This window comes from Micromonospora lupini (genome assembly GCF_026342015.1).
GTDB lineage: Bacteria > Actinomycetota > Actinomycetes > Mycobacteriales > Micromonosporaceae > Micromonospora > Micromonospora lupini_B.
Window position 1 is genome coordinate 470016 of record NZ_JAPENL010000003.1, and the last position, 26316, is coordinate 496331.

At 73.0% G+C, this 26316-nt stretch carries 22 protein-coding genes and 2 pseudogenes; 14 read left to right on the plus strand and 10 right to left on the minus strand.

Features of this window, described 5'->3' with window-relative positions:
• Positions 1-82: 82 nt before the first annotated feature.
• Positions 83-1150 carry a hypothetical protein gene (locus OOJ91_RS30265; protein WP_266250329.1) on the minus strand — a complete coding sequence of 356 codons (1068 nt, stop codon included), beginning with the start codon at positions 1148-1150 and terminating at the stop codon, positions 83-85.
• 4 nt (positions 1151-1154) lie between these two features.
• Between OOJ91_RS30265 and OOJ91_RS30270 the strand changes: the two genes are divergently transcribed.
• Complete coding sequence (locus tag OOJ91_RS30270; RefSeq protein ID WP_266250331.1) at positions 1155-2099, plus strand: hypothetical protein; 945 nt, start codon at positions 1155-1157, stop codon at positions 2097-2099.
• 65 nt (positions 2100-2164) lie between these two features.
• On the opposite strand, the gene OOJ91_RS30275 is transcribed toward OOJ91_RS30270, so the two are convergent.
• Positions 2165-4831 carry an AAA family ATPase gene (locus tag OOJ91_RS30275; RefSeq protein WP_266250333.1) on the minus strand — a complete coding sequence of 889 codons (2667 nt, stop codon included), beginning with the start codon at positions 4829-4831 and terminating at the stop codon, positions 2165-2167.
• Positions 4832-4942: 111 nt separating this feature from the next.
• Complete coding sequence (locus OOJ91_RS30280) at positions 4943-6043, minus strand: PIN domain-containing protein (protein WP_266250335.1); 1101 nt, start codon at positions 6041-6043, stop codon at positions 4943-4945.
• A 218-nt stretch (positions 6044-6261) separates the two neighbouring features.
• Between OOJ91_RS30280 and OOJ91_RS30285 the strand changes: the two genes are divergently transcribed.
• Positions 6262-8298, plus strand: a complete 2037-nt coding sequence (locus tag OOJ91_RS30285) for a glycosyl hydrolase family 28-related protein (protein ID WP_266250337.1) — start codon at positions 6262-6264, stop codon at positions 8296-8298.
• 40 nt (positions 8299-8338) lie between these two features.
• On the opposite strand, the gene OOJ91_RS30290 is transcribed toward OOJ91_RS30285, so the two are convergent.
• From OOJ91_RS30290 to OOJ91_RS30305, 4 genes are all read right to left on the minus strand, one after another.
• On the minus strand, positions 8339-8971 hold the full coding sequence (locus tag OOJ91_RS30290) for a CG0192-related protein (protein ID WP_266250339.1): 633 nt from the start codon (positions 8969-8971) through the stop codon (positions 8339-8341).
• Positions 8972-8985: 14 nt separating this feature from the next.
• Positions 8986-10086, minus strand: a complete 1101-nt coding sequence (locus OOJ91_RS30295; RefSeq protein WP_266250340.1) for a cellulose binding domain-containing protein — start codon at positions 10084-10086, stop codon at positions 8986-8988.
• A gap of 67 nt (positions 10087-10153) precedes the next feature.
• Positions 10154-11203, minus strand: coding sequence for an NAD(P)H-dependent flavin oxidoreductase (locus tag OOJ91_RS30300; RefSeq protein ID WP_266250341.1), 1050 nt, complete (start codon positions 11201-11203; stop codon positions 10154-10156).
• A gap of 45 nt (positions 11204-11248) precedes the next feature.
• Positions 11249-12373 (minus strand): hypothetical protein, encoded by a 1125-nt coding sequence (locus tag OOJ91_RS30305; protein WP_266250342.1) that lies wholly within the window; start codon positions 12371-12373, stop codon positions 11249-11251.
• 336 nt (positions 12374-12709) lie between these two features.
• Between OOJ91_RS30305 and OOJ91_RS30310 the strand changes: the two genes are divergently transcribed.
• The 7 genes and pseudogenes from OOJ91_RS30310 to OOJ91_RS30335 all read left to right on the plus strand — a co-directional run bounded on the left by OOJ91_RS30310 (position 12710) and on the right by OOJ91_RS30335 (position 20403).
• Positions 12710-13177, plus strand: coding sequence for a hypothetical protein (locus OOJ91_RS30310; protein ID WP_266251491.1), 468 nt, complete (start codon positions 12710-12712; stop codon positions 13175-13177).
• Complete coding sequence (locus tag OOJ91_RS30315) at positions 13177-14568, plus strand: hypothetical protein (RefSeq protein WP_266250343.1); 1392 nt, start codon at positions 13177-13179, stop codon at positions 14566-14568. The genes OOJ91_RS30310 and OOJ91_RS30315 overlap by 1 nt, the downstream gene beginning before the upstream one ends.
• Positions 14565-14822: pseudogene (locus tag OOJ91_RS34445) on the plus strand (VWA containing CoxE family protein); the annotation flags it as partial. The gene OOJ91_RS30315 and the pseudogene OOJ91_RS34445, both read left to right, overlap by 4 nt.
• A 204-nt stretch (positions 14823-15026) precedes the next feature.
• Positions 15027-16088: pseudogene (locus tag OOJ91_RS30320) on the plus strand (VWA domain-containing protein); the annotation flags it as partial.
• A gap of 14 nt (positions 16089-16102) precedes the next feature.
• Positions 16103-17215, plus strand: coding sequence for an ATP-binding protein (locus tag OOJ91_RS30325; RefSeq protein WP_266250346.1), 1113 nt, complete (start codon positions 16103-16105; stop codon positions 17213-17215).
• Positions 17212-20064, plus strand: a complete 2853-nt coding sequence (locus OOJ91_RS30330) for a DUF5682 family protein (RefSeq protein WP_266250349.1) — start codon at positions 17212-17214, stop codon at positions 20062-20064. The genes OOJ91_RS30325 and OOJ91_RS30330 overlap by 4 nt, the downstream gene beginning before the upstream one ends.
• Positions 20065-20130: 66 nt before the next feature.
• Positions 20131-20403 (plus strand): hypothetical protein, encoded by a 273-nt coding sequence (locus OOJ91_RS30335; RefSeq protein WP_266250350.1) that lies wholly within the window; start codon positions 20131-20133, stop codon positions 20401-20403.
• Positions 20404-20540: 137 nt separating this feature from the next.
• Here the strand turns inward: OOJ91_RS30335 and OOJ91_RS30340 are convergent, their stop codons facing one another.
• Positions 20541-20738 (minus strand): hypothetical protein, encoded by a 198-nt coding sequence (locus OOJ91_RS30340; protein ID WP_266250353.1) that lies wholly within the window; start codon positions 20736-20738, stop codon positions 20541-20543.
• A gap of 507 nt (positions 20739-21245) precedes the next feature.
• Between OOJ91_RS30340 and OOJ91_RS30345 the strand changes: the two genes are divergently transcribed.
• Together OOJ91_RS30345 and OOJ91_RS30350 are read left to right on the plus strand one after the other, a co-directional pair.
• A complete protein-coding gene (locus OOJ91_RS30345) occupies positions 21246-21455 on the plus strand; it encodes a helix-turn-helix transcriptional regulator (RefSeq protein WP_266250356.1) in 210 nt (69 codons plus the stop codon).
• A 430-nt stretch (positions 21456-21885) separates the two neighbouring features.
• The gene (locus OOJ91_RS30350) at positions 21886-22089 is read left to right on the plus strand and encodes a hypothetical protein (RefSeq protein WP_266250358.1); all 204 of its coding nucleotides are present in this window, start codon (positions 21886-21888) and stop codon (positions 22087-22089) included.
• Positions 22090-22251: 162 nt separating this feature from the next.
• On the opposite strand, the gene OOJ91_RS30355 is transcribed toward OOJ91_RS30350, so the two are convergent.
• Positions 22252-23520, minus strand: a complete 1269-nt coding sequence (locus OOJ91_RS30355; protein ID WP_266250360.1) for an Nramp family divalent metal transporter — start codon at positions 23518-23520, stop codon at positions 22252-22254.
• Between the two features lie 179 nt (positions 23521-23699).
• On the opposite strand from OOJ91_RS30355, the gene OOJ91_RS30360 reads away from it, so the two are divergent.
• The 3 genes from OOJ91_RS30360 to OOJ91_RS30370 are packed head-to-tail and all read left to right on the plus strand — an operon-like array spanning position 23700 to position 25992.
• Complete coding sequence (locus OOJ91_RS30360) at positions 23700-24104, plus strand: GntR family transcriptional regulator (protein WP_266250362.1); 405 nt, start codon at positions 23700-23702, stop codon at positions 24102-24104.
• A 20-nt stretch (positions 24105-24124) separates the two neighbouring features.
• Complete coding sequence (locus tag OOJ91_RS30365) at positions 24125-25015, plus strand: ABC transporter ATP-binding protein (RefSeq protein WP_266250365.1); 891 nt, start codon at positions 24125-24127, stop codon at positions 25013-25015.
• Entirely contained in the window at positions 25012-25992 is a 981-nt protein-coding gene (locus OOJ91_RS30370) for a transporter (protein WP_266250367.1), read from the plus strand. Before OOJ91_RS30365 ends, OOJ91_RS30370 begins: the two co-directional genes overlap by 4 nt.
• 48 nt (positions 25993-26040) lie before the next feature.
• Here the strand turns inward: OOJ91_RS30370 and OOJ91_RS30375 are convergent, their stop codons facing one another.
• Positions 26041-26256, minus strand: coding sequence for a hypothetical protein (locus OOJ91_RS30375; protein ID WP_266250370.1), 216 nt, complete (start codon positions 26254-26256; stop codon positions 26041-26043).
• Positions 26257-26316 lie beyond the last annotated feature (60 nt).

The window sequence follows — 26316 nt, forward strand, 5'->3', positions numbered from 1 at the left end:
GACACAGTTCCACCTGTGCGGGCGACGGGGAGGAACCGCATCGGCGATTCCTCCCCGTCCTGAGCGATGAATCAGGCCGACGTCACATACCGCTGAGGACGCCCGCCAAAGTGCTGGCCAACTTGTCCTGCCCGGAGGGGCTGGGATGCGGCGATCCTCCCTCTGCGGTGACCTGAATGTCACCCGGAGTGAACGGAGGCGCAAACGCCACCCGGACGGCCGGGTCGAACGGGACGCCGAGCTGGATGGCCCAGTTGAGGTCGCTGATCACACCCCGTACGGTGCCCACCCAGAGCGGATCGATGAGCGGTTGCAGCGTCGACACCGGCGCCGAGGGCAGGTAGGACTGCAATCCGGTCGGCAGCAGCGACTTGAGCTTGGCCCAGCCGTACTGGCCGACGTCGAGGTTCGCCGGGGTGATGTCGTAGTACAGCATCCACACCACCTTGTCCGCACCGGCGCCCAGCAGCGAGTTGACGATTGTGGTGGCGTCGGCCGTGATGCCTGCGTACTGGGCCGGGCCGTCGTAGCGCGGCACCCCGATGTTGATGTAGTAGTCCTCGCCGACCGGCAGGTCGAGCCAGAAGTTGCAACCACCGCCGTTGGTGACGATGCCCTGTTTGCCGCCCACGGCCGCCCACTCGAAGCGGAACACGCCGTACGGGTCCAGCGCCTCGGCCGCGAACTCCAGGCCCCGGCACATGCCGAGCCGGGTCAGGACTGTGGTCCAGTTGGTGTTGTTCACTCCGCCGGTGGTGGCGTGGTACGCGTTGTGCCCGTCCGCCTTGGCCTTGGCGATACGAGCGGTGGCGAGGCCGAGCGGGCTGGCCACCCGACCCCAGCCGTTGCCGCACGCGTCGGGACCGGCGCGACCGAAGATGATGTCGCCGGTGCCGTACCCGGTGCGCGCGTAGTTGTCGTAGTCGACGATGCTGCCGTCCATGTCGAAGTAGCGGCGGCCGTAGCTGTAGACGCCGTTGTTGCCGGGCATGCCGCGGTCGTCGAAGGAGGTCATCGGGCAGCCGGGGCCCACGCCGAAGCCGAACTGGTGGTGCGAGGAGCTGATCGAGTCCCCGGTGAGGGTCAGGACCGTGTCGTCCTCGACGGTCTGCACCTCGCGGCAGCGGATGCGGTCCTTGTTCGCGTCCACCAGGGTGGGGTTGCCGTTGACCTGCGGGCAGCCGGTCGGCGGCGGGGGTGGCGGCGGAGGCGTCCCGGTGGGCCCGGTCGGCGGGTCGGTCGGGTCGGTCGGGTCGTCGGTGGGCGATGACGAGCCGCTGGGCGAGGCGCTGCCCGAGGGGGACGAGCTTCCCGACGGCGACGCGCTGCCCGATGGCGACGCGCTGCCCGACGGGGAGGAACTGCCCGACGGAGACGCGCTGCCCGACGGGGAGGAACTGCCCGACGGAGACGCGCTGCCCGACGGAGACGCGCTGCCCGACGGGGACGCGCTGCCCGACGGAGACGCGCTCCCCGACGGGGAGGAACTGCCCGACGGAGACGCGCTGCCCGACGGGGACGCGCTGCCCGACGGCGACGCGCTCCCGGAGGGGGATGCGCTGCCCGAGGGGCAGGGCGAGCCGGTGGGCGACGCCGACGCGGAGGGCGAACCGCTTGGCGATGCCGTCGAGGTGGGTGCGGTCGCGGTCGCGGCGGGGGCCCGCTGCGCGACCGGCTCAGCCGTCACCGGCGGCCGGGTCTGGCGGGTCGGCGTGGCCGACGTCGAGGCCGACGGCGAATCCGTCGGGTCCGGGCAGTCGGCGGCGGCCGCCGCGTTCTGGGTGCGGATCTGTGCGAGCCGCGCCTCGACCTCCACCGGAAGTTTTCCGCCCGGCTTCACGCAGGGATCGAGCAGCCAGGTGGTGCCCTCCAGCTCACGGGTGCAGGGCGGCGCGTCGTACGACACCGCCGCTGGCGCGGCGCTCACCGGGGTGGTCGAGGCGCCGCCGGCGGCCGGGGCGACGACCGCGGTGACAGTGGCCACCGCCACCGCCATCCCGGCGGCGAACAGAACATTGTGGACGTGGAACGACCTGGTGGGTCGCCGTCCTGGCGGTCCGCTTGGATCCAGTTGGCTCATGCCGTCCTCCAGGGACTGAGTGCACCGGTAGGTGTGTTACCGCACGGTAGGGAGGCGCGCGGTAACCCGGTAGATCAGTCGCCCTTACCTACTGTCGAGGCTGGATCGCTCGCGGTGACCTGTCTCCCGTACGTCCGGCCGGTCGTGGCCGAGCACCACGGCGAGTTCCCGGCGGTTGCGGACGCCAAGCTTGGTGAAGACGCGGGCCAGGTTGTTGTTGACGGTGTTGACCGACAGTCCCAGCCGGTCAGCGATGCTGCGGCTGGACAGGGCCACCGCGAGAAGCGCGACATCCCGCTCGCGGCGGGTGAGCGTCGCCTGCTCCGCACCCGGAGCGGTCGCGGCCAGCAGTGGTGTGCGTACGCCCTGGCAGGCCTGGGCCAGCGTCGCGGCGCGCTGCGCCACCGCCAGGCGAGGTCGACCACGGCGGGCGTACGCCCGGGCGGCGGCGCCCAGCGCCTCGGCGGCGAGCAGGGTGTGGCCGCGGGCGACGAGGTCGTCCACTGCTGCCTCCAGGGTCGGCCCGTCGTCGCGGAGCAGACCGTCGGCCGCGCCGGCGAGGGTCGACGCCAACCCGCCGAGCAGGTCGCCGAGGGCTGTCAGCCGGTCCCGCACCGGCTCGGGGGCGCCCAGCCGCGCGCACTCGTAGAGCGCCACCGCCTCGATGGTGGGCTGCTCGCTGCCCCGGGCCAGGTCGGCGGCGTGCCGGGCGGTCCGGATGGCAGCGGTGAGATCGCCCTCGGCCACCTGCACCCAGGCGCGGTTCAGCTCCACCCAGGGGTGGAAGATCCGGTTCGCGGTCCGCTCCCGCGCGTCCGCCGCGGCCAGCCAGCGGCGGGCATCGGGCAGGTCACCGGCCAGGGCCCGGACGCCCGCGAGCTCGGCCCAGTACGTCCGCACCAGGTGGTACTGGTCGTTCTCCTCGACCAGGGCGACGGCCTCGCGCAGGTCGGCCTCGGCGCCGTCGAGCCGCCCCTGGGACTTGGCGATGATCCCCCGGAACCCGGCCCACACGGCGACCATCCCCCGCGCGTCGCTGGCCACCGCCGCGCGGTAGCCCTCGTCGGCCAGCTCGACGGCCCCGGACAGCTCGCCGGCGGCGTACCGGGCGTAGCAGAGCCCCAGCCCGACCTGCGCCTCGTTCCACGGCAGATGCTCCGGCTCGGCGGCGAGCACCGCCCGGCCGCGCTGGGCCAACTCCGCCGCGAGGTCGAGCCGGCCGAGCATCCCGGCGGCCGAGGCGGCGCCCATGGTCGCCCAGCTGGCCGCGCGTACGCCGGTGTCGGCCCTGGCCAGGACGGCCTGGCCCACCGCCAGCGCCGCCTCGCACCGGCCGTCGTAGAACAGCACCCACGACCGGGTGGCCTCGGCCAGGTCGTGCCCGGGTGAGCCGGCCGGCACCATCCGCAACGTCTCGTGCGCCTCGTCGATCCGGTCCAGGCCCCAGTAGAGCAGCCCGGCCCGGGTGATCGCCCACATGGCGAGGCGTTTGCTGCCCGGCGGCGGCGCCGGCGGCAACATGTCGAACGCCTCCTGGCTGCGCGCCTGGTACTGCAGCACCCGGGCCAGCAGCCACTGCGCCTCCCAGCCCTGCCCGGCGTCGTACGCCGTGCGGGCCAGCCGCTCGGCCAGGTCGATGTCGAACCGGTCGATGGCCTGCCGCGCGGCGGCCAGCGCGATACCGGGATGCCGGACGCTGCCCGAACGCAGTTGCCACACGCCGGCGACCAGCGCGTCGTCGCGGCGGCGCAGCGGCATGCTCGCCAGCACGTCGGCGAGCTGCCCGAACACGGTGCGGGACCGGCTGGCGGGCATGCTGGCGCGCAACGCCTCGCCGTAGAGCGGATGGGCCATGCGCAGCGCCGTCCGTGCGCCGGAGCGCTCGGCGACCACCATGCCGCTGCGCTCGGCGGCCTCGATGGCGGCCGGGTCGACGAACCGTTCCAGCAGGGCGAGGGAGAGCGGTTCACCGCAGGCGACCACCTCCAACACCTGACGGGCGGCCGGTTCCAGGGCGCGCTGCCGGGCACTGACCAGCTCGGCCAGGCGAGGGCTGCCCGACGCGGTGCCGCGCCAACGCCAGACGCCCCGCGACTCCCGCAACCCGCCGGTGTCCAGCGCGTCGGCCAGCAGCTCGCGCAGCAGCAGCGGGTTGCCGTCGGCGAGCTGGCGCAGGCGGCGGCGGCTGAGCGCGTCGAGCGGGCCCGGCGCCGCCTCGTCGAGCAGGTGGTCCACGGCGGTGGCGGGCAGGGGACGCACCTCCAGCCGCCGGCCGGAGCCGGTCCACAGCGAGGTGAGGGCGTCGGAGAGTGGTTCGCCCGCGCGGACCGTCGCCACCGCCACCGCCAGGCCGTGCACGGCGAGTTGGTGCAGCAGCCCGGCCGAGGGGTCGTCGAGCAGGTGCGCGTCGTCGATACCGATCATGACGGGGCGGCCGGCGCTGCGGCGGGCGAAGTCGCGCTCCACCGTGACGACCAGGCTCATCGGGTCGGCGCGCGGTCGATTGGGGGCGGGAATGAGGTGGGAGACCGCGCCGAACGGGATGGAGCGGGCCGCGCCGGTCGCGGAGACCCAGTGGCACTCCACGCCGTCCTCGGCGGCCCGCGCCAGCGCCTCACGCAGCAGCCGTGTCTTGCCCACCCCGGCGTCGCCGACCAGCACCAGGCCGGGCGCCCGCGCCGACACGACGTCCTCGATGGTCTTCAGCTCGTCGTCGCGGCCGACGAGTGTCCATTCGCCACGTCCCGACATGCCGACCCTCACCTCGCCCTCGGGGCAGCCCTGCCGTCCACCCTATGGGCAGTCCCGGCAGTTCCGCTCGACAGCTGTCGATGGCCGGCCCGGGCTACCGGGCTGCGGCGTTCACCCCGCAGTGGTGAGCAGGTAGTCGTCGGCCTCGGGGCTCCACCGCAGGTCGAGTATGCCTGCGGTGGCGGCGGCCTTGCAGAACTGGAGGAAGCTGCGGTAGCCGAGCTTCTTCTCGCTGAAGTCGGGGCGGGCCCGGCGCACCTGGTTCTTCAGCCCGGACAACGCCACCGGGTTGCCGCTGCTGCCCAGGTCCGCGACGACGCCCCGGAGCAGGCCGAACGCCACCTCCCGGTCGCCGTGCTCGGGCAGGGACACCTCGGGGTCGCCCTTCGCGGGCCCCTCGGCCAGCTCGATCACGTTGCGCTCGCCGAGGTGGCGCAGCAGCTCGCCAAAGGTGCGGAAGCCGTAGTCGGACTCGCTGAACGTCGGATCCTTGCGCAGGAGGGTGCGCTTGAGCCGGGAGGCGGTGACCTCACCGTTGGCGCTGCCCTGCAACCCGGCAACCGTCTGGGCGACCTGCACGGCGAGCGCGTCCACGTCGCGGCCGGGCTCCTCCCCCGCCGGCCGGCGGTCCACCTCCGGCTCGGGCTCGTGCTCCCGCTCCGGCTCGGGCGGGCGCTGGTCCGGGCCGGCCTGGCGGGTGGTGGGACGAGCGCGCCGACCGCGCGGCGGCGGGATGTCGACGCCCTCCAGCCGGTCGTAGTAGAGGAACTCGTCGCACGCCGGCGGCAGCAGCGCCGACGTGGACCCCTCGACGCCGACACCGATGACCCGCTTGTTCAGCTCGCGGAGCTTGTGGACCAGGGGCGTGAAGTCGCTGTCGCCGCTGCAGATGACGAATGTGGAGATGTAGTCGCGCTCGAACGCCAGCTCGATCGCGTCCACTGCCATCTTGATGTCGGCGGCGTTCTTACGGGACGCGCCCATGCGCTGGGGGATCTCGATGAGCTCGACGTGGGACCGGGTGAGCATCCGGCGGTCCTCGTCGAAGTACGACCAGTCGGCGTACGCCCGGCGCACCACGACCCGTCCGCGCTCGGCCAGCGCGTCGGCGATCGGCCGAAAGTCGAAGGCCGCGCCGCCACGGTGGTCGCGGGCTCCCAACGCCAGGTTCTCGTAGTCGAGGAAAAGGGCGATCCGGTCTTCTTGATCCACGCGGCCCAGCGTACGCCGGGCGTGGGCCGTCGGGGCGCAGGCGACGCGCGACACCTCAACTCGCCGATCGTCCATTTCTTGCGACCTTGCAGTCGCCTCTTTTCGTAGTTCGATTGTCGTCTTGCAGCGGGCTGTTCGGTGCTGCATCATGCAGATCAATGTCGGGCGCCGGGGGCGCCGGGCGGACCTCCACCACCATCCACCCAGGAGGGTCACAGATGTTTCGCAGCATTCTGCCGCCACGGGGACGCCCCGGCCGGCCGGCCACAGCGGCGCTCGCGCTCGCGACCGGTCTCGCCGTGCTCGCCGCCGCGCCCGCCGTCGCCGTCGCCGGTCCGTCCGCGTCCGACACCGCGCGGCCGGTGGTCACCCGCGCCGCCCTCGACCCGGCGCTGGTCGCCGGACGCGGCGCCGACGTCGACTTCCTCGAACAGGAGGCCGAGAACGCCCGGACCACAGGCGAGGTCATCGGCCCCGACCGGGCCGCCTACACGCTTCCCGCCGAGGCGTCGGGCCGCCGGGCCGTCCGGCTGACCCCCGGCGAGTACGTGGAATTCGTCCTGCCCAGCGCGGCCAACGGGATCACCGTGCGGTACAGCATCCCGGACGCGCCCACCGGCGGCGGGATCACCGCGCCCCTGCGGGTGGCCGTCAACGGCACGCACCTCCGCACCATGACGCTGACCTCGCAGTACTCGTGGCTCTACAACCAGTACCCGTTCACCAACGACCCGCAGGCCGGGCTGCTGCACCCGGACTGGTGGATCACCGAGTGCCGGTGCGTGCCGTCGGCCACCACGCCGTCCCCGAGCATCGACAAGCCGTTCCGGCCCACCCACTTCTACGACGAACAGCGGCTCCTGCTCGGACGCACCTACCGGGCCGGTGACAAGGTCCGGCTCACCGCGCCGGCCGGCAGCGCCGCCGCGTGGACGGTCATCGACCTGCTCGACTCCGAACTGGTCGCACCGCCGCGCGTACGGCTGCTCGCGGCGAACGTGCTGGCCTTCGGCGCCGACCCCACCGGCCGGCGGGACTCCGCCGACGCCCTGGACCGGGCCATCGCCTTCGCCAGGCGTACCCACCTGAAGGTCTACGTTCCGCCGGGCACCTACCAGGTCAACCGGCACATCATCGTCGACGACGTGACAATCGAGGGCGCCGGCAACTGGTACACGACCTTCAAGGGCCGCGAGGTCGCCCTGCCGACGCCCGCGCCGGACGGCTCGGTGCACACAGGCGTCGGCTTCTACGGCCGTGACGCCGCCGACGGTGGCAGCCGCAACGTGCACCTCTCCGGCTTCGCCATCGAGGGCGACGTGCGGGAGCGCATCGACACCGACCAGGTCAACGCGGTCGGCGGGGCGATGACCGACTCCACGATCGACGGGCTGCACCTGCGGCACACCAAGGCCGGCCTGTGGTTCGACGGGCCGATGCGCAACGTCCGGGTCACCAACACCATCGTCGTCGACCAGATCGCCGACGCGCTCAACTTCCACACCGGCGTGACCGACTCCCTCGTGGCGCACACCTTCGTCCGCAACACCGGCGACGACGGCCTGGCGATGTGGTCGGAGAAGACCGCAAACGCGCGCAACACGTTCGACCACAACACCGTGCAGTCACCGACCCTGGCCAACGGCATCGCCATCTACGGCGGCACCGACACCACCGTCTCGCACAACCTCGTCGCCGACCCGGTCCGCGAGGGCAGCGGTCTGCACGCCGGCGCCCGCTTCGGCGCGGAGCCGTTCGCCGGGCACCTGCGGTTCACCGAGAACACCACAGCCCGCGCCGGCACGTACGAGCTGAACTGGAACATCGGGCTCGGCGCCATCTGGATGTTCGCACTGGACCGCAGCATCGACGCGAACGTCGAGGTGACCGGCGACGCGTACCTGGACAGCACCTACAACGCGATCATGCTGGTCAGCGACTGGCCGGTGAAGGACCTCTACTCGATCAGCAACGTGCGCTTCCGCGACATCCGGGTCGACGGCACCGGCACCTCGGTGCTCAGCGCCCGCTCCGCCGGGTCGGCCTCGTTCGCCAACGTGGACGCCCGCAACGTGGGAGCGGTAGGCGTCAACAACTGCGGATCGTTCCACTTCACCCCGGCCGGGTCGGAGTTCACACTGACCGACCTGGGCGGCAACGACGGCGGCTGGCTCGCCCCGTGGCTGCTGCCCAACACGATCACCTGCGACGACCGACCGCCGGTGGCACCGCCACCGCCTCCGGCCCAGTGGTGAACGCGGTGGGCGGCCCGACCGGTCGGGCCGCCCACCGCCGTCAGAGCCTGCGGACGTACGCCAGCGGCAGGGGCGTCGGCTGCCCTTCCCAGGCGCCGCTCAGGGTGGCGCCGCGCGCCTCCACCGCCCCGGCGACCGGCCGGCGGACCACGACCAGCTCCACCGCGTCGGTGACGATGACCGTGTCGACCTCGTCGACGACCTGCCGGACGGCGTCGACCGCCGGCACGGCCCCGCCGTCGCCGCTGACCTCGATCGTCACCGTCGGCGGTCGCACCTCGCGCCTGCCGTCGACCTCGAAGTACTGCTCCGCCTGACCCGGGCCGGCCAGGATGGCGTGGGTCAACGCCGCCGCGTAGACCGGGTCGGCGCAGGCGTCGTACACCCAGCGACGGCCGAGCGCCGAGTGTTCGGTCGTGCCGACCAGCCACTCGTCGGCGTCGGCGAGGGGCGCGGCGCGGTAGGTGAGCGGAACCTGGTGGACCGGCCCGTCGGGGGCGGCGACCAGGATGGTCTCGATGCCGACCTCGCCGGCCGGGTCGTCGAAGCGGTACGCGCCCCGGCTCACCGCCTCGACGTCGGCCGGCCCCTGCCACCACTGTCGGCCGGGCAGCCAGGTCGTCAGCAGTTCGAGCTTCGTGGGGCGCAGCGTCGCCCGGTGCAGCAGTGCCATACCGAAGAGCCTAGTCAGAGCCCCGCGCACGGGTTGCCGCCCACCGTGCAGCCCTCCGGTTCCCGGGCCTTCGGCCGGCTGTCACGGACGTCGAACCGGATCGTCCGCGTCCCGCCGGCAGGCACCGCCAGGCCGCTGAAGGTGATCGCCTGCCCGTCCTGTCGCCAGTCCGCCCCCTCGACGTCGTCGACGCTGCTGCCCTCCGCGAGGGTCACCACCACTACCCACTGGTCGGCGGGCGCGGTGCCCGGGTTGTCGACCACCACCTCCCCCGTGTAGCCGAACAGCCGGCTGGAGTCGGTGTCGTAGCGCGCCGCCAGCGGCGATGGGGGCGGCGGCGGCGCCGCTGTGGACGTACGCGACGGCTTCGCGGAAGGGGTGCGGCTCGGACGGGCGGTGGTGGTCGGCGTGGCGCTGCGCGACGGCCGCGCCGACGGTGTCGCCTTCGGTGCGGCGGTCGGCGCGGCCGCCGCCATGCTCGGCGACTGTGTCGTCGGCGTCGGGGACGGGCTCGGCGCGGCGGCGGAGGGGCCCGGTTCGCCGGACAGCGTCAGCCACGCCACAAGCCCCGCCACGAGCACGACCGCGGCCAACCCCGCGACCGCCGCACGCCGACGACGCCGGGCCCGCGCCGGGCCGGCCGCGCCGAGCACCGGCAGCTCGGTCGTCATCCCGGCCTCGCCGCGCCGCAGGTCGACCTGCTGGAACGCGAGCCAGTCGAGAATCGCCGGCAGGCGTACGGTCAACGCCTGCCGGAGCTGCTGCTCGCGTGACTCGTGCTGCTCCTCCGACCAGGAGCCGTGCGTCGGGACCTCCCGCACGGTCAACCGGCTGCCCTGCTTGGTGGCGGCGACGGCGCAGGTCAGCTCGGTGAGCCGACCGGCCTCGTCGCAGCGCAGCGACAGCAGCTCCGGCACCCGCCGCTCGGTCACCTCGACCTCGACGTCGGCGTCGAAGCCGGGCAGGCCGGCCGTGTGCAGCAGCAGCCGGTCCGGCACACCCTCCACCATGTCCGCCTCGGCGAACCAGCGGCCGAGCAGCTCCCGGTCCGTCAGTGCGAGCCAGACCCGGTCGGGCGGGTGGGACAGGTCGACGTACGCGCCGATCTCGATCACGGCGAGACTCTAACGGGTACCGCGTCCGGCGCGTTCCGCCCGCCCGAGCCGACGACCGGTGGCCCGGTCAGCCCCAGCGGGTCGCCCGCTGCGCCGCCGCCGCCAGCGCGACCCGGGCGTCGGCGCTGACCTCGACGACCAGCTCGGCCGCCGGCACGTCCCGGGCGAGACGGTGCGCCTGCCCGGCCCACAGATTGGCCACCGAGGCGTCGCCGTCGCGCCGGGCGGCGGCGAGCAGCGGGCGGGTCAGGTGCAGCACCTGCGGGTAGCCGGCCGGCGCCGCCGCGTCATGGGCGCGCAGGAAGTCGTTGACCACGCCACGGGCCCGCTTGCCGGTGAACGCCCGGGTCAACGCCGTCGGCGCGGCACTGGCCACCGCCTGCCGGTGCAGGGGCGAGCTGCCCGCCTCCGGGCAGCGCAGGAACATGGTGCCGAGTTGGGCGGCCTGCGCCCCGGCGGCCAGCGCCGCCGCCAGGGCGGGGCCGTCGGCGATACCACCGGCGGCCACCAGCGGCCTGTCACACCGCGCGGCGGCCAACCGGAGCAGCGGCAACAGCGCGTAGTCGTCGTCGTCCGGGATCCCGCCCCGGTGGCCACCGGCCTCGGTGCCCTGCACCACGACGGCGTCCACACCCAGGTCGGCGGCGGCCGTGGCGCCGGCCGGGCCGGTGACCGTGGCCCACACCTCGGTGCCGCGCCCCCGCAGGGCAGTCACCACGGCCCGGTCGGGCAGCCCGAACGCGAAGGACACCACGGGGACCGGGTCCGCGAGAAGCGCGGCCAGCTTCTCCGGGTACGCGTCGTCGCCGCCCACCGGCTCGCCCAACCGCACACCGAGGCGGTCGGCCTGCGGGGCGAGCCGCCGCGCGTACGCCCGGATGGCCTCCTCGTCGACGGTGCCGTCGCCGGGCAGGAAGACGTTGACCCCGAACGGCCGCTCGGTACGCGCGCGCACCTCGGCGATGTCCGCGACCAACCGCGCGGTGTCGATCATGCCGGCGGCCAGGAATCCCAGCCCGCCGACGGCGGAGACTGCCGACACGAGGGCCGGGGTGGACGGACCACCGGCCATCGGGGCGGCGACGATCGGGTGGCGCAGCTCGGACAGCACGGACATCCACCAATCCTGCCGCACGGCGCCGACGCCTCGGCCTGCCGTCGGTCAGCGCCGGTCGGTGTGTCGCCGCCACAGCACCCCGGCCACGGCGAGGAGCGCCAGCAGCGTCCCGGCGCCGGCGGCCAGCGGCCAGGTCCGACCGGCCCCGATGCCGGCCGTCTGTGCCGCCGGGTGGGCCGCCGGGGGCGACGGTGGGGCCGCAGTGCTGGACTCCGCCGGGTGCGGGGCGGGGGCCGTCGTCGCCGTCGCGGCGGGATACCGCAGGATCGTCGGGCGGCTGCCGGCCGGTTGGTCGGCGGACTCGGAGACGGTGAGCAGGGACCGGCCGTCGCGGCTGTAGGTGATCGACTCGCCCTGTGGCTCGTCGGGCAGCGGCGTGACCCGCGGGGTGCCACTTGTCAACGCGGCGACCACGTCGCCGCCGGCCACGTCGTACTCGAACGCGTCGGCGTAGCTGCGCAGCACCACCCGACTGCCGTCCGGGGCGTTCGCGGCACCGGTGACGACGGCCCGCCCGAGGAACGAGAACGGATTGCTCGTGGTGGTGGACGGAAGGACCACCTTGCCGACGGAGACCAGCGGTGTCGTGGCCCCCGGCTTCAGCGCGGTGGCCGGCGCGTACAGGACGACGGTGCCGCTGCCGCCCTTCGTGACGATCAACGGTTGGCCGGCCGCGTCGAGCAGCAGCGCCTCGGCGTCGTGCGGATTGTCCGGGTACGTCATCCGGTACAGCACCGGCCGATCCGCCCCCGGGGCGAGCCGCCAGAGCCCGATGGTCTCGCGGTTGCGGTCGTTGTCACCGGTGTCGGCCACCCAGATGGTGCCGTCCCGGCCGAGGGCCAGGTCCTCGGTGTCACGCGGCCGGGAGGGGTAGCTGACCGTTCGCGTCACCGCGCAGCGCCGGTCGAGGAAGAAGATCCGGAGGCGGGCCTCGTCGTCGGCGCCGTCGTTGACCACGACGTACCCGTCGTCGGTGGCGACCATCCCGGAGATCTCGGTGAGCCGGTCGTCGCGGACCTGGCACACCTGTGCCCCCGCCGACGCCACGGCGGCGGCCGCCGAGGCCGGTGACTGCACCGTGGCCAGCGGCGTCGCGCCGGCCACGAGAGCGGCAAGCGTCGCTGCCGCGCGGACGTGCCGCCCCCGGGTCACCCAGCCGCGTACCCGCATCGCCCGCCTCCTCGCCGCGGCCGTGGCCCGGCCGTCCCGCCCATCCTGGCCGATCGCGACCAGCGGCGACGACCATCCGCGCGGACCCGACGACATCCGCGCCGCCGACCCGGCGTGCGGTGGACCGGCGTCGAGCCCGCGGCCCCCGCCGCGCATGTTGCGCTGAAGGGTTCTCGGGGGCCGGCACCGCCACCGGATCTGTCGTACCCGTGGTCCATGATCGTGTCGTCGTAGCGCCGCCGGCATCGGCCGGCGTGCGTACCACCCTGGATTCTTGTCGATGTGGGAGGCCGTGACGTGACGAACGCCGACGGAGCCGACTGGCGGCGGCGCAGCGTGGTGGCGGTGATGCCGCCCGCCCGCCCGCGCAAGCTGGCCAAGGTGCCCTTCGTCGAGCTTGCCAACGGACGGTTGCAGGGCGTGGTCTCCAGCGGGTCGGACGTCGAGCGGGTCTACGTCTCGTCGGTCGCCGCCGGCACCCACGCCTACCAGTGCAGCACCAACAACAACAGGCCGTGCGGCGGCCTGCGCGGGATGCCGTGCAAGCACCTGCACGCGCTCGCCGACGAGGCGGTCCTCCAGTACGGCGTCGACCGGGTGGCCCGCTACCTGCGGGTCGACGTCGGCGACGGGCTGGCCGACGGCGCCGAGCTGCTGGCCCGACTCGACGGCCAGCCCGAGCCGGCCTCGGCGGCGGTGGTGTTCAGTCGCTTCCTGCGCCACCTCTCCTACCTGGAGCTGCCCGTCAGCACTGTCGCGCTGCCCGAGCTGCACTGGTTCCCGGCCACCGGGGCGGGCCGCTGATGCGCGGCGCCCAGGTCGCGCGCCTGCACACGGTTCCGGCCGGCTTGAGCGACGCGCTCGACGTGGTCGCCGGCTTCGACGACGCCCTCGCCGACGGCTTCGGTCGGATCGGCGAGCGCGGCGGCGCGGCGCTCGCCGCGCTCGCCGACGCGCTGGCCGGCACGCCACTGGCGGGGCCGGTGACCGCCGCTGTCGACGCGGTCACCGCCGGATCGGCCGACCCGGAGCACCTCGCCGCGCTGGCCGGGGCACGCTCGGCGCTGCTCGGCGCGGCACACGACGCCCTGCTCGGGCAGTTCGACGAGGCGTCGGGCCGCCCCAGGTCGCCGTGGACGACGCCGACCGCCGGGCCCTCCGATGCGCCGCCCGCGCTCGCCGGAGCACGGGCCTGGTGGCACGAGGTGGCGGTCACCGGCTGGCGTGGCGTCGACCACGAGCTGCTCTCCGCCGCCGCCGGGGTGGTCGAGGCCTGCCTGGCCGTGCCGGAGCTGCGCCGGATCGCGGTGCTGCTCGACGGCCTCGCCGCGGAGCTGCGGGCGTGCGTGCCGGTCGCCACCATGGCGCAGGTGCCAGCCCGTCGCTGGGCCGACCTGTGGGCCCGCGGCGTCCTGCTCACCCAGGGCACACCGCCGACCGGCGAGGCATCGACGGTCTCCGGGCGGCTGTTGCCGCTCGGCGTGGACGTGCACAGCCACGACACCGCCGTGCAGGTCCAGGTGCACGCCGTCCTGGAGCCGGCGGACGGCGGGCCGGCGCTGCTGGTCCGTACGGGGGTCGCCGCCGCGAAGGTCGACACGATAGTCGGTCCGGCGATCTGGCGGCTGCTGTCGGCACACCCGCTGCTGCTCACCGCGCTGGCCGAACGGCGGGCGCTGACAGTGACCGATCTGCCGCTGCGCGGTGGCGACCTGGGCTGGGTCGACGACCGGGTCCAGCTCGACGAGCCGGCCGACCCGTTCGCCACCGCCCGGGTGCTGCTGCCGGTCGCGAGCAGCGTCGCGAGCGACCCACTCGACAGGCACCCGACGGGCATCGCCGAGCCGGTGCTCGTCGAGGGTGCCGCGGTCCGCGACGAGGACGGCACGCTCCGCGTCGAGGTGGACGGCGAACGGGTCGCCCTGGCCGTCGACCGGCTGCCGGCCGCCGGCCCGCTGACCGCCGACCTGGTCGCCGCCGCGTCGGCCTGCCTGGGTCTCCTGCGCTGGGACGACGGCCGCTGGCTGCTCCAGCCGCTGGGGGTGCGGGCCACCGTCAAGCGGCGGACGGTGCAGGCGCACAACGGCGACTGGGCGTGCGGCGTCACCGATCCGAAGACCGCCAAGGAGGAGGCCCGGGCGGGCGACGCCGTGGCCGTGCTGCGCGAGCGCGCGGGACGGTTGCTGCGCCGATGACCGCGCCGATCCCCACCGGCGGGTTCGCCGACGCCAACCGCCGCCAGGTCCTCTACTGGCGGCTGCTGTCCCGCCTCTTCGACCGCGACGAGCAGCCCGGCCTGGAGTCGGCGAGTGTCGCGGTGGTCGACGACCTCGGGCTGCCCGCCGCCCTGTTGGACCCGTCGGTCTCGGTGGACACCATCGTGCAGCGCTTCCCAGGGCTCGCGGCAGAGCTACGCGGCCTGCTCACCTCCGCCGAAGCCCGGCCGACCGACGGCCGGCCGCACGCCGCCGAGCCGGACACCGGCGAGCCAGATGGCGACGGGTCGGATGGCGACGAACCGCACGCCGCCGATTCGGGTCGCGCCGAGCCGGGTGTCGGCGAGGCGCACGCCGCCGAGCCGGGTGGCACCGGACCGGACGAGCCGGCGGGCACCGGGCCCGACGGGCGGGCGGGCGACGATTCGGCCTACCGGCCGGGTGCGGCCGAGGTGCGCCGGGCGGCGCTGGTGTCGAAGGTGCTGCTGAACGTGTTCGCCACCGGATCCGGTCCGGTCAGCGCCACCCAGCTGGCCCGCTGGCAGTCCGACGCCGGCTGGTTCGAGCAGGCCCTCGGCTGCGAGCCCGGTGAGCTGCGCCGCCAGGGCGGCGGGCTGGGCGGCACCCTCGCCGGGCTGGAGGGCGACCTGGTCCGGCGGATGCACCTGCGGGAGGTGCTGGCCGACCCCGCGCTGGCCAGCCAGCTGACCCCGAGCATGTCGCTGATCGAGCAGTTGCTGCGCGACAAGGCCAACCTGTCCGGTGTGGCGCTTGCCAACGCGAAGGCGCTGATCCGGCGCTTCGTCGACGAGGTCGCCGAGGTGCTCCGGACGCAGGTGCAACAGACAAGCGTCGGCACGCTGGACCGGTCGGTGCCGCCCAAGCGGGTGTTCCGCAACCTTGACCTCGACCGGACCATCTGGCAGAACCTGACCAACTGGAGCCCGGACGACGAGCGGCTCTACGTCGACCGCCTCTACTACCGGCACACCGCCCGGCGTACGACGCCGTCCCGGCTCATCGTCGTTGTCGACCAGTCCGGCTCGATGGTCGACGCGATGGTCAACTGCACGATCCTCGCCTCGATCTTCGCCGGGCTGCCGAAGGTCGACGTGCATCTCGTCGCGTACGACACCCGGGCACTGGACCTCACGCCGTGGGTGCACGACCCGTTCGAGGTGCTGCTGCGTACCCAGTTGGGTGGCGGCACCGACGGCACGGCGGCGCTGGCGCTGGCCCGGCCCAAGATCGCCGAGCCGAAGAACACGGTGCTGGTGTGGATCTCCGACTTCTACGAGGTCAACCACCAGGCGGTCTTCGAGGGGCTCCAGGCCGTCCACCGTTCCGGCGTCAAGGTCATTCCGGTCGGCTCGGTCAGCAGCTCCGGCCAGCAGAGCGTCAACCCCTGGTTCCGGCAACGCTTGAAGGACCAGGGCACCCCGGTCATCTCCGGTCACATCCGCAAGCTCGTCGTCGAGCTGAAGAACTTCCTCACCTAGGAGAGCAACCCCTCATGTCCGAGATGCTGCGCGCCCCTGCCGAGGTCACGTACGCCGACGAGCTGGACTTCCTGGAGTCGGTCGACACCGGCCCGAAGCCGTTCTCGTGGCGTCTGAGCCCGCGCATGGTCCGGCTGTTCGTCCTCGGCTCGGAGCGGGCCGACGGCCTGTCCCGGGAGATCCCGCAGAAGTGGTTCGGCGACCGCAGCTTCGTCGAACGGGCCATCGTCACCCTCGCCTCGGACCGGGGCCTGCTGCTGATCGGCGATCCCGGCACCGGCAAGAGCTGGCTGGCCGAGCTGCTGGCCGCCGCGATCTGCCGCAACTCGACACTTGTCGTGCAGGGCACGGCGGGCACGACCGAGGACCACATCAAGTACTCGTGGAACGTCTCCATGGTGATCGCCAAGGGTCAGTCCCGGGAGTCGATGATCCCATCGCCGATCATGACGGCGATGGAACGTGGGGTGGTCGGGCGTTTCGAGGAGCTGACCCGCTCCACGAGCGACGTGCAGGACGCCCTGATCTCGATCCTGTCCGAGAAGTACGTCGCCATCCCCGAGCTGGACCAGGACAACATCGTCTTCGCCCAACCCGGTTTCTCGATCATCGCGACAGCCAACAGCCGGGACCGGGGCGTCAACGACCTCTCCTCGGCACTCAAGCGGCGGTTCAACTTCGTGCGGATTCCGGTGGTGACCAACAAGCGCAGCGAGGCGGAGATCGTCCGGTTCCGCACCGAGGAGCTGCTGCGCCGGCACCACATCGAGCTGGACGTGCCGCCCACCCTCCTGGACATCCTGTTGCAGAGCTTCGCCGACCTGCGTGCCGGCGCCGCCGCCGCGACAAGCGACGACGAGAAGTTGGAGTCGGCGCTGTCCACCGCCGAGCAGATCGGTGTGCTGGAGGACGCGATCCTGCACAGCCAGTTCTTCGGCGACCGTACGCTGCGCGCGGCGACGCTCGCCGGATCGCTTGTCGGGTCGCTGGCCCGGCGCAGCCCGGAGGACCTGGCGATCCTCAACAAGTACCTGCACGGCGTGGTGGAGCCGCGGGCCCGCAAGGACGACGACGGGTGGGCGGGCTTCCTCGACGGCGGTCGTCAGGCGATCGCGTCCCTGTCGTGACCGCGTCCACAGTCGCCGGCCCGTTCGGCGCGCTCCGCGGGCAGCTGACCGACGCGGCTGCCGCGTTCACGGGCTCCGCCGACGCGCTCGGCGCGATCCTCGCCGGCATCGTCGACGACGTCGACCGGGCGCTCGGCGAACGGCTGGAGATCTTCCCGGTCTGCCACCACTCACCGGCCTCCGCGCTGGCCATGGTGCGCCGGCTGCGGGCCAAGCAGCCCCGGGTGATCTACCTGGAGCTGTGCGAAGATCTTCAGCCGTTGCTCGGGGAGCTGCGCAACTGCCGTCTGCCCGTCGCGGTGCAGGCGTTCGCCTCGGAGCTGTCCGGCTTTCCCGCCGACTGGGGGCCGCTCAGCGTCGTCGCGCCGGTCACCGAGGCGTCGGCGGAATACCAGGCCATCGCGTACGCGCTGGAGACCCCAGGCGTGGAGCTGGTGCTCGTCGACCGCTCCACCGACCACGTCTTCCAGTGGTCGCCGCGCGACCAGCAGACAGCTGGGAGCGGCGCCGCCGAACCGGCCGACGAGGGCGGTGCGATCGGGCCGACCGCCACCGGCGAGGAGTCCGGGCTGCACGGCGACGCCGTCGGGGTGGAGATCGGCGACCTGCGGCCCGGGTTCGCGGAGTTGGAGGCGTACCTGCTGCACCACGGCAAGGTGCGGCACTGGTCGGAGTGGTGGGACCAGTACGTGGAACGTCCACTGGCCGACGCCGACCACGACACCTACCGGCAGGTGATGGTGCTGATCGGCAGCCTGTTCCGGCGGCTGCGCCCGACCGGCTCGGATCGGCGGGATCGCGACGAGGACCGCGAGCGGTACATGTGGACGCGGATGCGTCAGCACCTCGCCACCTCCGGCGTCGATCCGGCCGACTGCCTCTACGTCTGCGGCGCGTTCCACGCCGCCAGCCGCGTCGAGCAGTTCGGGCTGGACTCCACAGCCGCCGACTTCGAGATCACGCCGCGCACCGACACCCGCTGGCGGTACGGGCTGATCCCGTCCAGCCACTCCGCTATCGAGGCCCAGTTCGGGCTGGCGCCGGGTTCGGTGTCGATCGCGGCGGCGACCTGGACGAAGGCGGTGAGCCGGCACGGGCTGTCCCCGTACCGGCTGGACGGCCAGCGTTCCGCGACCACCCGGGGGCGGCGGGGCCGGACCACGACGGCGCCCTCCCCCGTCGGGCCGGTCAGCGACCGGCTCACCGGCTTCCTCGCCGCGGCGCCCGACCTGGACGGCCTGGACGAGGCGGAGCTGCGCGGCTGGTGCGTGGACATCGTCCGGCTGGCCCGGCGCAACGGATACCTGGCCAGCACCGCCGACGCGATCGCCGTCTTCGAGACCTCGGTCCTGCTGGCCGGCCTGCGCAACCGGGCCCGGCCCACCCCGTACGACTTCGCCGACGCGGCGGTCACCTGCATCGAGAAGGACGTGGTGCCCGGCCGCCGCGACGTCCGGCGGCTCTGCGAGATCCTGCTGGGCGGCGACCGGATCGGTCAGGTCGGCTACGACGCCCTTCCGCCGCTGGCCCGCGACGTGCTCGATCGGCTCCAGCCCCTCGGCCTGGCCCTGGAGAAGCGGACGGTGCAGCGGGCGCTGCTGGATCTGGCCGCCCAGCCGGAACTGGGCCGCTGTTCGGACCTGCTGTGGATCCTGCGGCACCTGCTGCCACCGGCCGCGGTCCGCCCGATCATGGGCGAACGGCGGCTCGGGCACCGCTCGGTCCAGGAGAGCTGGGACCTGGCGCTCGGCCGCCACCAGCGGGCGCTCATCGAGCTGGGCTACGAGGGCGTGACCGTCGAGCAGGTCCTGGAGCAGCGGTTGCGGCGTGCGGTACGCGGCCCCGACGCCACCGCCTCGGGCGCGCTGGCCGCCGTGGAGGACGCCATCCGGCTGCTCGACAGCCCTCGCCTGGTCGACGAGTTGGGGGCGCGTGCGGTGGACCTGCTCGCCGCCGAGCGCACCGTCGACGACGCCCCGGACGTGCTGCGCCGCATCCGGCGCCTGCTGGCCCACTACCGGGCCACCGCGCCGTCCCTTCCGCAGTGGTGCGCGGCGTTCGTGACCACCGGGTACGCGCACTACTGCACCCTGCTGCCGACCGCCGTCGTCGCCGAGGAGACGGGGGTCCGGCAGGTCGGCGCGATGCTCGGCTTCCTGTTCTCGATGGAGGGTCTGGCGCTGTCGCTGGGCTGTGACCGGTCCCAGTTGGAGTTGGCCGTCGGGCAGTCGCACCCGACGGCACCCGCGAAGGTCGCCCTGCTCTGGGCGGGCCGACACCAGCTCGGCCTGCTGCCGCTGGCCGAGCTGCGGGCCCGGTGTGCCGAGCTGCTGGCCAACCCGCTTGTGGTGCCGGCCTTCCCGCAGTATCTGGCCGGGTTCGTGCACGCGCTGGAGCCGGTGCCCGCGCTGGCGCCGTTCGTCGTCGAGACGATGTCCACGGCCTTCGCCCGGCTACCCGACCCGGTGCTGCTGCCGTGGCTGCCGACCCTGATCACGACACTGCGGGACCAGGGGCCGGAGCTGGTCCCGCTGCTGATCCGCGAAGCGGGGCGCACCTTTCCGGAGACGCTGCCGGAGCTGGATTCCTGGGTGCCGCCGTGGGCGGCCTCCCCGCCTGGCCCGGGGGTGGACGACAAGCGCGCCGTCGAAGCGCCACGCCGGCGGGTGGGCGTCCTCCTCGCCGGGCATCCGGAGGCGGTCGACGCGATCGCCGCGCTGCTCGGCCACGACGGCGGCTGGTCACCGGTCGCCGACGCCCCCGCCGCTCCGAGCGGCGCGGCAGCCCTGTTGGCGACGCATCCCGACACGGTCGAGGCCGTGGCCGCCTGGGTGGTGGGGCAGGCGTGAGCGCGACGACGGCGGGTAGGCAGCGGCCCGGCGACATGTCGACGCCCGCCGGGCAGGAGGCTTTCAATGAGCACGTACCGGGATGATCAGGGCGACCCGATTCCCCCTCCGGAGGCGGACGCCGCCGAGCAGCGGCAGGACGCGTTCGACGTCGGCCCACCGGACCGGGTGTCCGGCGACGTCGACCCGGAGGCGTCCGAGGCCGACCTCGCCGAGCAGGGCGCCCTGCCGGCGGGCACGCTCGAGGAGGTCACGTCGCTGCCGGCCGACGCCAACCCGGCGGACGCCCTCGAACAGCGTCAGGAGATCCCCGCGCGCGACGAGGGTCGCCGCACCTGACCGCGCGCCGGTGACACCCCGCCTGAGGAACTCCGCCCGCGACCAGCCGCACCCGACCCGTCGGTCGCGCCCTTGCGCCGTTGGGGACTGCCTGCCGCATACGGCGGTGCCCCCGACCGACGGGTGGGGCCCGTCGCTCAGAACCGGTGGGATTCACCGGGGTCACGGGGTGGGTGGGCGGCCAACGCCTGCTTGACCCAGCCCAAGAACCGGACGTAATGCTCCACCGGGTCGGGTCCGGTCCAGTACAGGTCGGTCAGGTCCCGGCTCGCCTCAGCCAGGCAGTCGGCCATGTCCACCCCGAGCAGCTTCGGCTCGTCCGAGTAGTCGGCCACGAGTTCGACTTTCGCCTGCTCGCACGGCCAAGGGCGCACGCAGGAGGCGCAGAACCAGAACGGCCGGACCGGGGCATGCCGTTGGCCGCTCACTGCTGAACCCCCCGGTAGCGGACCGGCGACCATGGGCCAGGCCAGCGTAGGGCCGTCGACTGGATGTGAATGACCGAGTTGACGGTTCCGAAGATGACGCCAGGTGCTCGTCGGACCCGCTCGAGTCTTTCGGTCATTCGCGCGATGGCGGCCAGCCGGCCCCGGGCGTCGAACAGCCCTCGCCGAGCAACCAGGAGTGACGCCTCAAGCTGGCTCAACCGCTCTACCTCTTGTTCCTGTTCCACTCCAGCCTCCGAGGGTGGTGTCGGATGGGGCACCCGTCGCCGCCGGTCCGCCTCCAGCGGCGACGGGGCGTAATCGGATCTCACCCTGAACGCTTCCCCCTGTCAACCTTAGCGCGCTTACCTGAGCGCGCTCATGTTAACCCGCCAGGGCCGGTCTACCTTCGTTCGCATGGCAAATGGACCGGGCGAACTTGTCGCGGCGGGCGAGGTCCTGACGATGCTCGGGGTGGGCCGCTCACGGTTCCGCCAGATCCAGCAGTCGCCACACTTCCCGGCTCCGTACGCCCGGCTGTCGGTCGGTTCGATCTGGCTCAAGGCTGATGTAGAGAAGTACATCGCCGAACACCGACGCCCCCGCCCGGTGGACGAGGACGAGTAGCCGCGTCCGCCCGTCCCCGTGGTCGCCGTGACACGAAAGAGGCCCGGCCCGGCACTGCACCGTCGCGGAGTTCGTCCGGCTTCTTGTGAATCGGTTGCGAATTGGCAGGCGTGGCCTCCCGGCCTCGCGAAGTCTCACCAAGAGGGAAAACTCGGACGAGTGCGGGGGCTTCCTGGCGTTCGGCCCGCAAGAACGAGCGGCCTCGCTGATCCGCCCCTGCCCGCATTCGACGCTGTTCGGGCGGGACCGACTCGCCCGAAGGGACCTATCGCACCCCCTTGGCGACTGGTCGGAGCTTTGTTGGCGATAGCCGCAAACGCTTGACACCGACCATTGGCGACTGACATCTTGCGAAGCAAGGCGAAGCCTTCCCGTAGGGGACGCGGGATCCATAAGGGATCATTGTGTCTACACGGAGGTACACCCCTCGATGGGCAAGAACGTCGCCACCCGCGTACTGCTGTTGGTCGTCGCCGTACTGGCGGCGAGCCTGGTCGGCATGGCAGTGGGTTGGATCAACTGGGCCACCAAGCAGAGCACGGGTGAGGCCGTCATCGCCGCAGGTGCCGCGTTCGGTGGCGCGCTGGCCGTGGTGATCCTCTCGTATAACTTCGTCATGCGGCGCGATGAGTGAGGCCGAGCCGCACACCCCCGCTCTCTGCAGGTAGGGCCTCATTTCGTCGGTCACGTCGGCATCCCGAGCACGGCGTTCGCTGCGTCGACAACGCTCACCCGTTGAAAGTGGAGCGGTCGCGCCCTGGTGGGGCCGCTACCGGCGGCGACGTCACCGGCCGGGTCAGCCGGCGACGACCTGCCACAGCAGGAACGCGTTGAGCGCGACGACCAGGACGGCCACCAGGGCCGCTGCGGCGGTGGTGAGCGGGTGGTTGACGAGGTTGCCCATGAGGTCGCGGCGGCGGGTGAAGGCGACCACCGGGATCAGCGCGAACGGGATGCCGAAGCTGAGAATGACCTGTGACAGCACCAGGGCGCGGGTGGGGTCGAGGCCGATGGCGAGCACTGCCAGCGCGGGCACGAGGGTGACAAGTCGACGCAGCAGCAGCGGGACCCGGCGGCGCAGGAAGCCCTGCATGATCACCTCACCGGCGTAGGTGCCGACGCTCGTGGAGGCGAGCCCGGAGACCAGCAGGGCGACCGCGAACCCGAACGCGGCGGCGGTGCCGATGCTCTGGCCGAGGCCGGCGTGCACCCCCTCCAGGCTGTCGGCGCCCACCGGGCCGCCGCCCCGGAAGCTGGCCGCGGCGATCAGCAGCATGGCGAGGTTGACCGCGCCGGCCGCCGTCAGGGCCAGCAGCACGTCGGTGCGCTGGCCGCGGAAGAGGGTACGACGCTCGGCGTCGTCGGTCGCGGGGATGCGGTCGCAGGTCAGCGCGGAGTGCACGTAGATGACGTGCGGCATGACTGTGGCGCCGAGGATTCCGGCGGCCAGCAGCACGCTGTCGGTGCCCTGGAGCCGTGGCACCAGGCCGGCCATGGCGGATCCCGGATCGGAGCCGGCGGCGAGCAGGTTGCCCGCGAAGGCCAGCACGATGACGCCGAGCAGCACGGTGATGGCGATCTCGAACGCGCGGAACCCGCGCGAGCGCAGCGCGAGCACGACGAACGCGGCGCCGCCGATGATGAGCCCGCCGGGCAGCAGCGGAATGCCGAAGAGGAGGTACAGGGCGACAGCGCCACCGATCACCTCGGCCAGGTCGGTGGCCATCGCGACGAGTTCGGCCTGCACCCACATCATCCGGTTCAGCGGGCGGGGCAGGCGCTCACGACACAGCTCGGGCAGGCTGCGGCCGGTGGCCAGGCCCAGCTTGGCGGTGAGGGTCTGCACCAGCATGGCCATCAGGTTGGCCACGACCACGACCCAGACGAGCAGGTAGCCGTAGCGGGCGCCGGCGGCCGAGTTGGTGGCGAAGTTGCCCGGGTCGACGTACGCGACGGCGGCGACGAACGCCGGACCGAGCAGGATCAGCCGCCCGCGTACCCGACCTCGGGCGCGGGCGACCTGCAACGGCGTCGCCGTCGGCGTCGTGAGTTCGCTGGTGACCATCGAGCACCTCCCCCTCCACACGGATCGCGTGCCCGTTCTCTTCCCGGACTGGTGACCCGTCGGTGCCAATCCCTGGCCCGGGGGTGTCAGGGCGGCCGAGCCGCTTGACAGTCGGCGCGCTCCGCACCAAGCTGTCTATTAGTCCTACTGTCGTAGGACAACAGGAAGGATCATCACGAGTGATCGAGTTCGTGCTGGACAGCCGGTCGAAGGTGAACACCTACATGCAGCTCGTGCAGCAGGTGAAGCAGGCGCTGCGGGTCGGCCTGCTCGCGCCCGGCGACCAGCTGCCGAAGGTCCGGGACGTCGCCCAGTCGCTGGCGATCAACCCGAACACGGTGCTGAAGGCGTACCGGGAGCTGGAGATCGAGGGTCTGGTCGGCGGCCGACCCGGGGTGGGCACGTTCGTCCAGCGCACCCTGGCCGGCGCGTCCCTGCCCAACCAGGCCGAGCTGCGCGACGACCTCGTGGCGTGGCTGCACCGGGCGCAGGCCGCCGGCCTCACGGCCGAGGACGTCGTCGCCCTGGTGGAGACCACGCTGCGCGCCACCCTCACCGACGACACCCAGAAAGAACCCGCGTGAGCGGTACGAGAGGACAGAGGATGGACATGGTCTTGGAGGCCGACCGGCTGGGCAAGCGGTACGGCAGAACGTGGGCGCTACGGGACTGTTCGCTGCACCTGCCGGCGGGCCGGATCGCCGCGCTGGTCGGGCCCAACGGCGCGGGCAAGAGCACGTTGCTGCACCTGGCCGTCGGACTGCTCAAGCCCGACGAGGGCGCGGTGCGGGTGTTCGGCAGGTCGCCGTACGGTGACACGGAAGGGCTTGCCGACATCGGGTTCGTCGCGCAGGACACCCCGCTGTACCGGGACTTCACCGCCGCCGAGCTGGTCGTCGCCGGCGGCAAGCTGAACAGGCGGTGGGACGCCACGCTGGCCCGGACCCGGCTGGCGCAGCTCGGCATACCGCCCGACAAGCCGGTCGGCAAACTCTCCGGCGGGCAACGGGCACAGGTGGCGCTCGCTCTGGCGCTGGCCAAGCAACCCCGGCTGCTGCTGCTCGACGAGCCGGTGGCCAGCCTCGATCCGCTGGCCCGGCGGGAGTTCCTCCAGTCGCTGATGGGCAGCGTCGCGGACTCCGGGACCACGGTTCTGCTCTCCTCGCACCTGCTGGCCGACCTGGAGCGCGTCTGCGACTACCTGATCGTGCTCAACGCCGCCCAGGTGCAGCTCACCGGCTCGGTCGACGACCTGGTGGCGGCACACCGGCAGCTCGTCGGCCCGCGACACGACGGCGGTCCGATCGGCGGCGTCGCGCAGGTGGTCCGGGCCAGCCACACCGACAGGCAGTCCACGCTGCTGGTGCGCACCGACGGGCCGGTCACCGACCCGGCCTGGGCGGTGCGCGACGTCAGCCTGGAGGACGTCGTCCTGGCCTACCTGGCCGACGGCGTCACGCAGACCAGTCACAGCGAGTGGGGAGTGGCGGCATGATCTGGCTGACCTGGCGGCAACACCGCAAGCTGGCGTTCTACACCCTCCTCGGGCTCGCGGTGCTCGCCGCCGTGCTGGTGCCGATCGGCCTGTCGATGCGGCACACGTTCGCCGACCTCGGGCTTGCGGGGTGCTTACGCCCGTCCGCCCTCAGCGAGGCCGCCGCGCAGACCTGCGACGCGAGCCTCCGCCGTTTCAGCGACAGGTACGACAGTCTGAACCTGGTAGCGGTGCTGCTGATCACCCTGCCGGTGCTGGTCGGCCTGTTCTGGGGCGCACCGCTTGTCGCTCGCGAGGTGGAGCAGGGCACGCACCGGTTCGTCTGGACCCAGGGCGTCGGCCGCAACCGCTGGGCGCTTGTGAAGTTCGGGCTGATCGGCGGGGCCGTCGTGCTCCTCGCGGCCTGCTACGGACTCGGCGTGTCGTGGTGGGTCGACCCGCTCACCAAGGCCGCGCACGAGGGCCGACTCGGCGTGATCGTCTTCGACCTGCAGGGCATCGTGCCGATCGGCTACACCCTCTTCGCCGTGGCGCTGGGCATCTTCGCCGGCACCATCTGGAAACGGATGCTGCCCGCCATGGGCATCACCCTGGCCGGGTTCATCGGCGTACGGGCAGCTGTGGAGATGCTGGCCCGACCGCACTACCAGCCCGCCCGCACCCAGACCTTCCCGATCGAGGGGCCCGGGATTCCGGAGGGAGACCGGGGCAACTGGGTGCTCGCCGTCGGAATCCGGAACCCCGACGGGACGATGGTCGCGGAGAACACGCGGATCCAGTGCCCACCGGGTGGCAAGGGCCCGACCGGCCAGGCATGCGGCGCCGAGCTGGGCCTCAAACCGGGCGCGTACAACTGGGAGATGTACCAGCCGGCGGACCGGTTCTGGCTCTTCCAGGGGATCGAGACGGGCATCTTCGTCGCCCTCGCCGTGCTCCTGCTCTACCTCGCCATCCGCCGGGTGCGTCGGATCGCGTAGCCGACGACTGGTGATCGCCGGAGCCACGGGGGCCCCGGCGATCACCCGTCAGCGCAGGCCCTCGGCGGTCAGTGTGAGCCAGGACGCGAGGTCGCGCAGCTCGTCGTGCACGGCTCGGGTCAACTCCGGGGTGAAGGGCACGTCCTCGTGGACGGCGTGCTGACGCACCACGGTCAGCAGGTCGGTCGGCCGAGGGGCGGCCAGCAGTTGCGCCCGCACGGCGATCCGGCGTGCCTGCGCGCGATCGAGCTGATGGGGAACCACGCCGCCGAGCCTAACGGCGCTCACCGACAGGGCCGCGACCTTGCCGAGCCGATGGCCGGC

What these genes read in the sequence shown, in the direction of transcription:
- OOJ91_RS30275 (WP_266250333.1), bottom strand. Translation starts at nt 4,831, where the DNA reads ATGTCGGGACGTGGCGAATGGACACTCGTCGGCCGCGACGACGAGCTG.
- OOJ91_RS30285 (WP_266250337.1), top strand. Translation starts at nt 6,262, where the DNA reads ATGTTTCGCAGCATTCTGCCGCCACGGGGACGCCCCGGCCGGCCGGCC.
- OOJ91_RS30290 (WP_266250339.1), bottom strand. Translation starts at nt 8,971, where the DNA reads ATGGCACTGCTGCACCGGGCGACGCTGCGCCCCACGAAGCTCGAACTG.
- OOJ91_RS30300 (WP_266250341.1), bottom strand. Translation starts at nt 11,203, where the DNA reads ATGTCCGTGCTGTCCGAGCTGCGCCACCCGATCGTCGCCGCCCCGATG.
- OOJ91_RS30305 (WP_266250342.1), bottom strand. Translation starts at nt 12,373, where the DNA reads ATGCGGGTACGCGGCTGGGTGACCCGGGGGCGGCACGTCCGCGCGGCA.
- OOJ91_RS30315 (WP_266250343.1), top strand. Translation starts at nt 13,177, where the DNA reads ATGCGCGGCGCCCAGGTCGCGCGCCTGCACACGGTTCCGGCCGGCTTG.
- OOJ91_RS30325 (WP_266250346.1), top strand. Translation starts at nt 16,103, where the DNA reads ATGTCCGAGATGCTGCGCGCCCCTGCCGAGGTCACGTACGCCGACGAG.
- OOJ91_RS30335 (WP_266250350.1), top strand. Translation starts at nt 20,131, where the DNA reads ATGAGCACGTACCGGGATGATCAGGGCGACCCGATTCCCCCTCCGGAG.
- OOJ91_RS30345 (WP_266250356.1), top strand. Translation starts at nt 21,246, where the DNA reads ATGGCAAATGGACCGGGCGAACTTGTCGCGGCGGGCGAGGTCCTGACG.
- OOJ91_RS30350 (WP_266250358.1), top strand. Translation starts at nt 21,886, where the DNA reads ATGGGCAAGAACGTCGCCACCCGCGTACTGCTGTTGGTCGTCGCCGTA.
- OOJ91_RS30355 (WP_266250360.1), bottom strand. Translation starts at nt 23,520, where the DNA reads ATGGTCACCAGCGAACTCACGACGCCGACGGCGACGCCGTTGCAGGTC.
- OOJ91_RS30365 (WP_266250365.1), top strand. Translation starts at nt 24,125, where the DNA reads ATGGACATGGTCTTGGAGGCCGACCGGCTGGGCAAGCGGTACGGCAGA.
- OOJ91_RS30370 (WP_266250367.1), top strand. Translation starts at nt 25,012, where the DNA reads ATGATCTGGCTGACCTGGCGGCAACACCGCAAGCTGGCGTTCTACACC.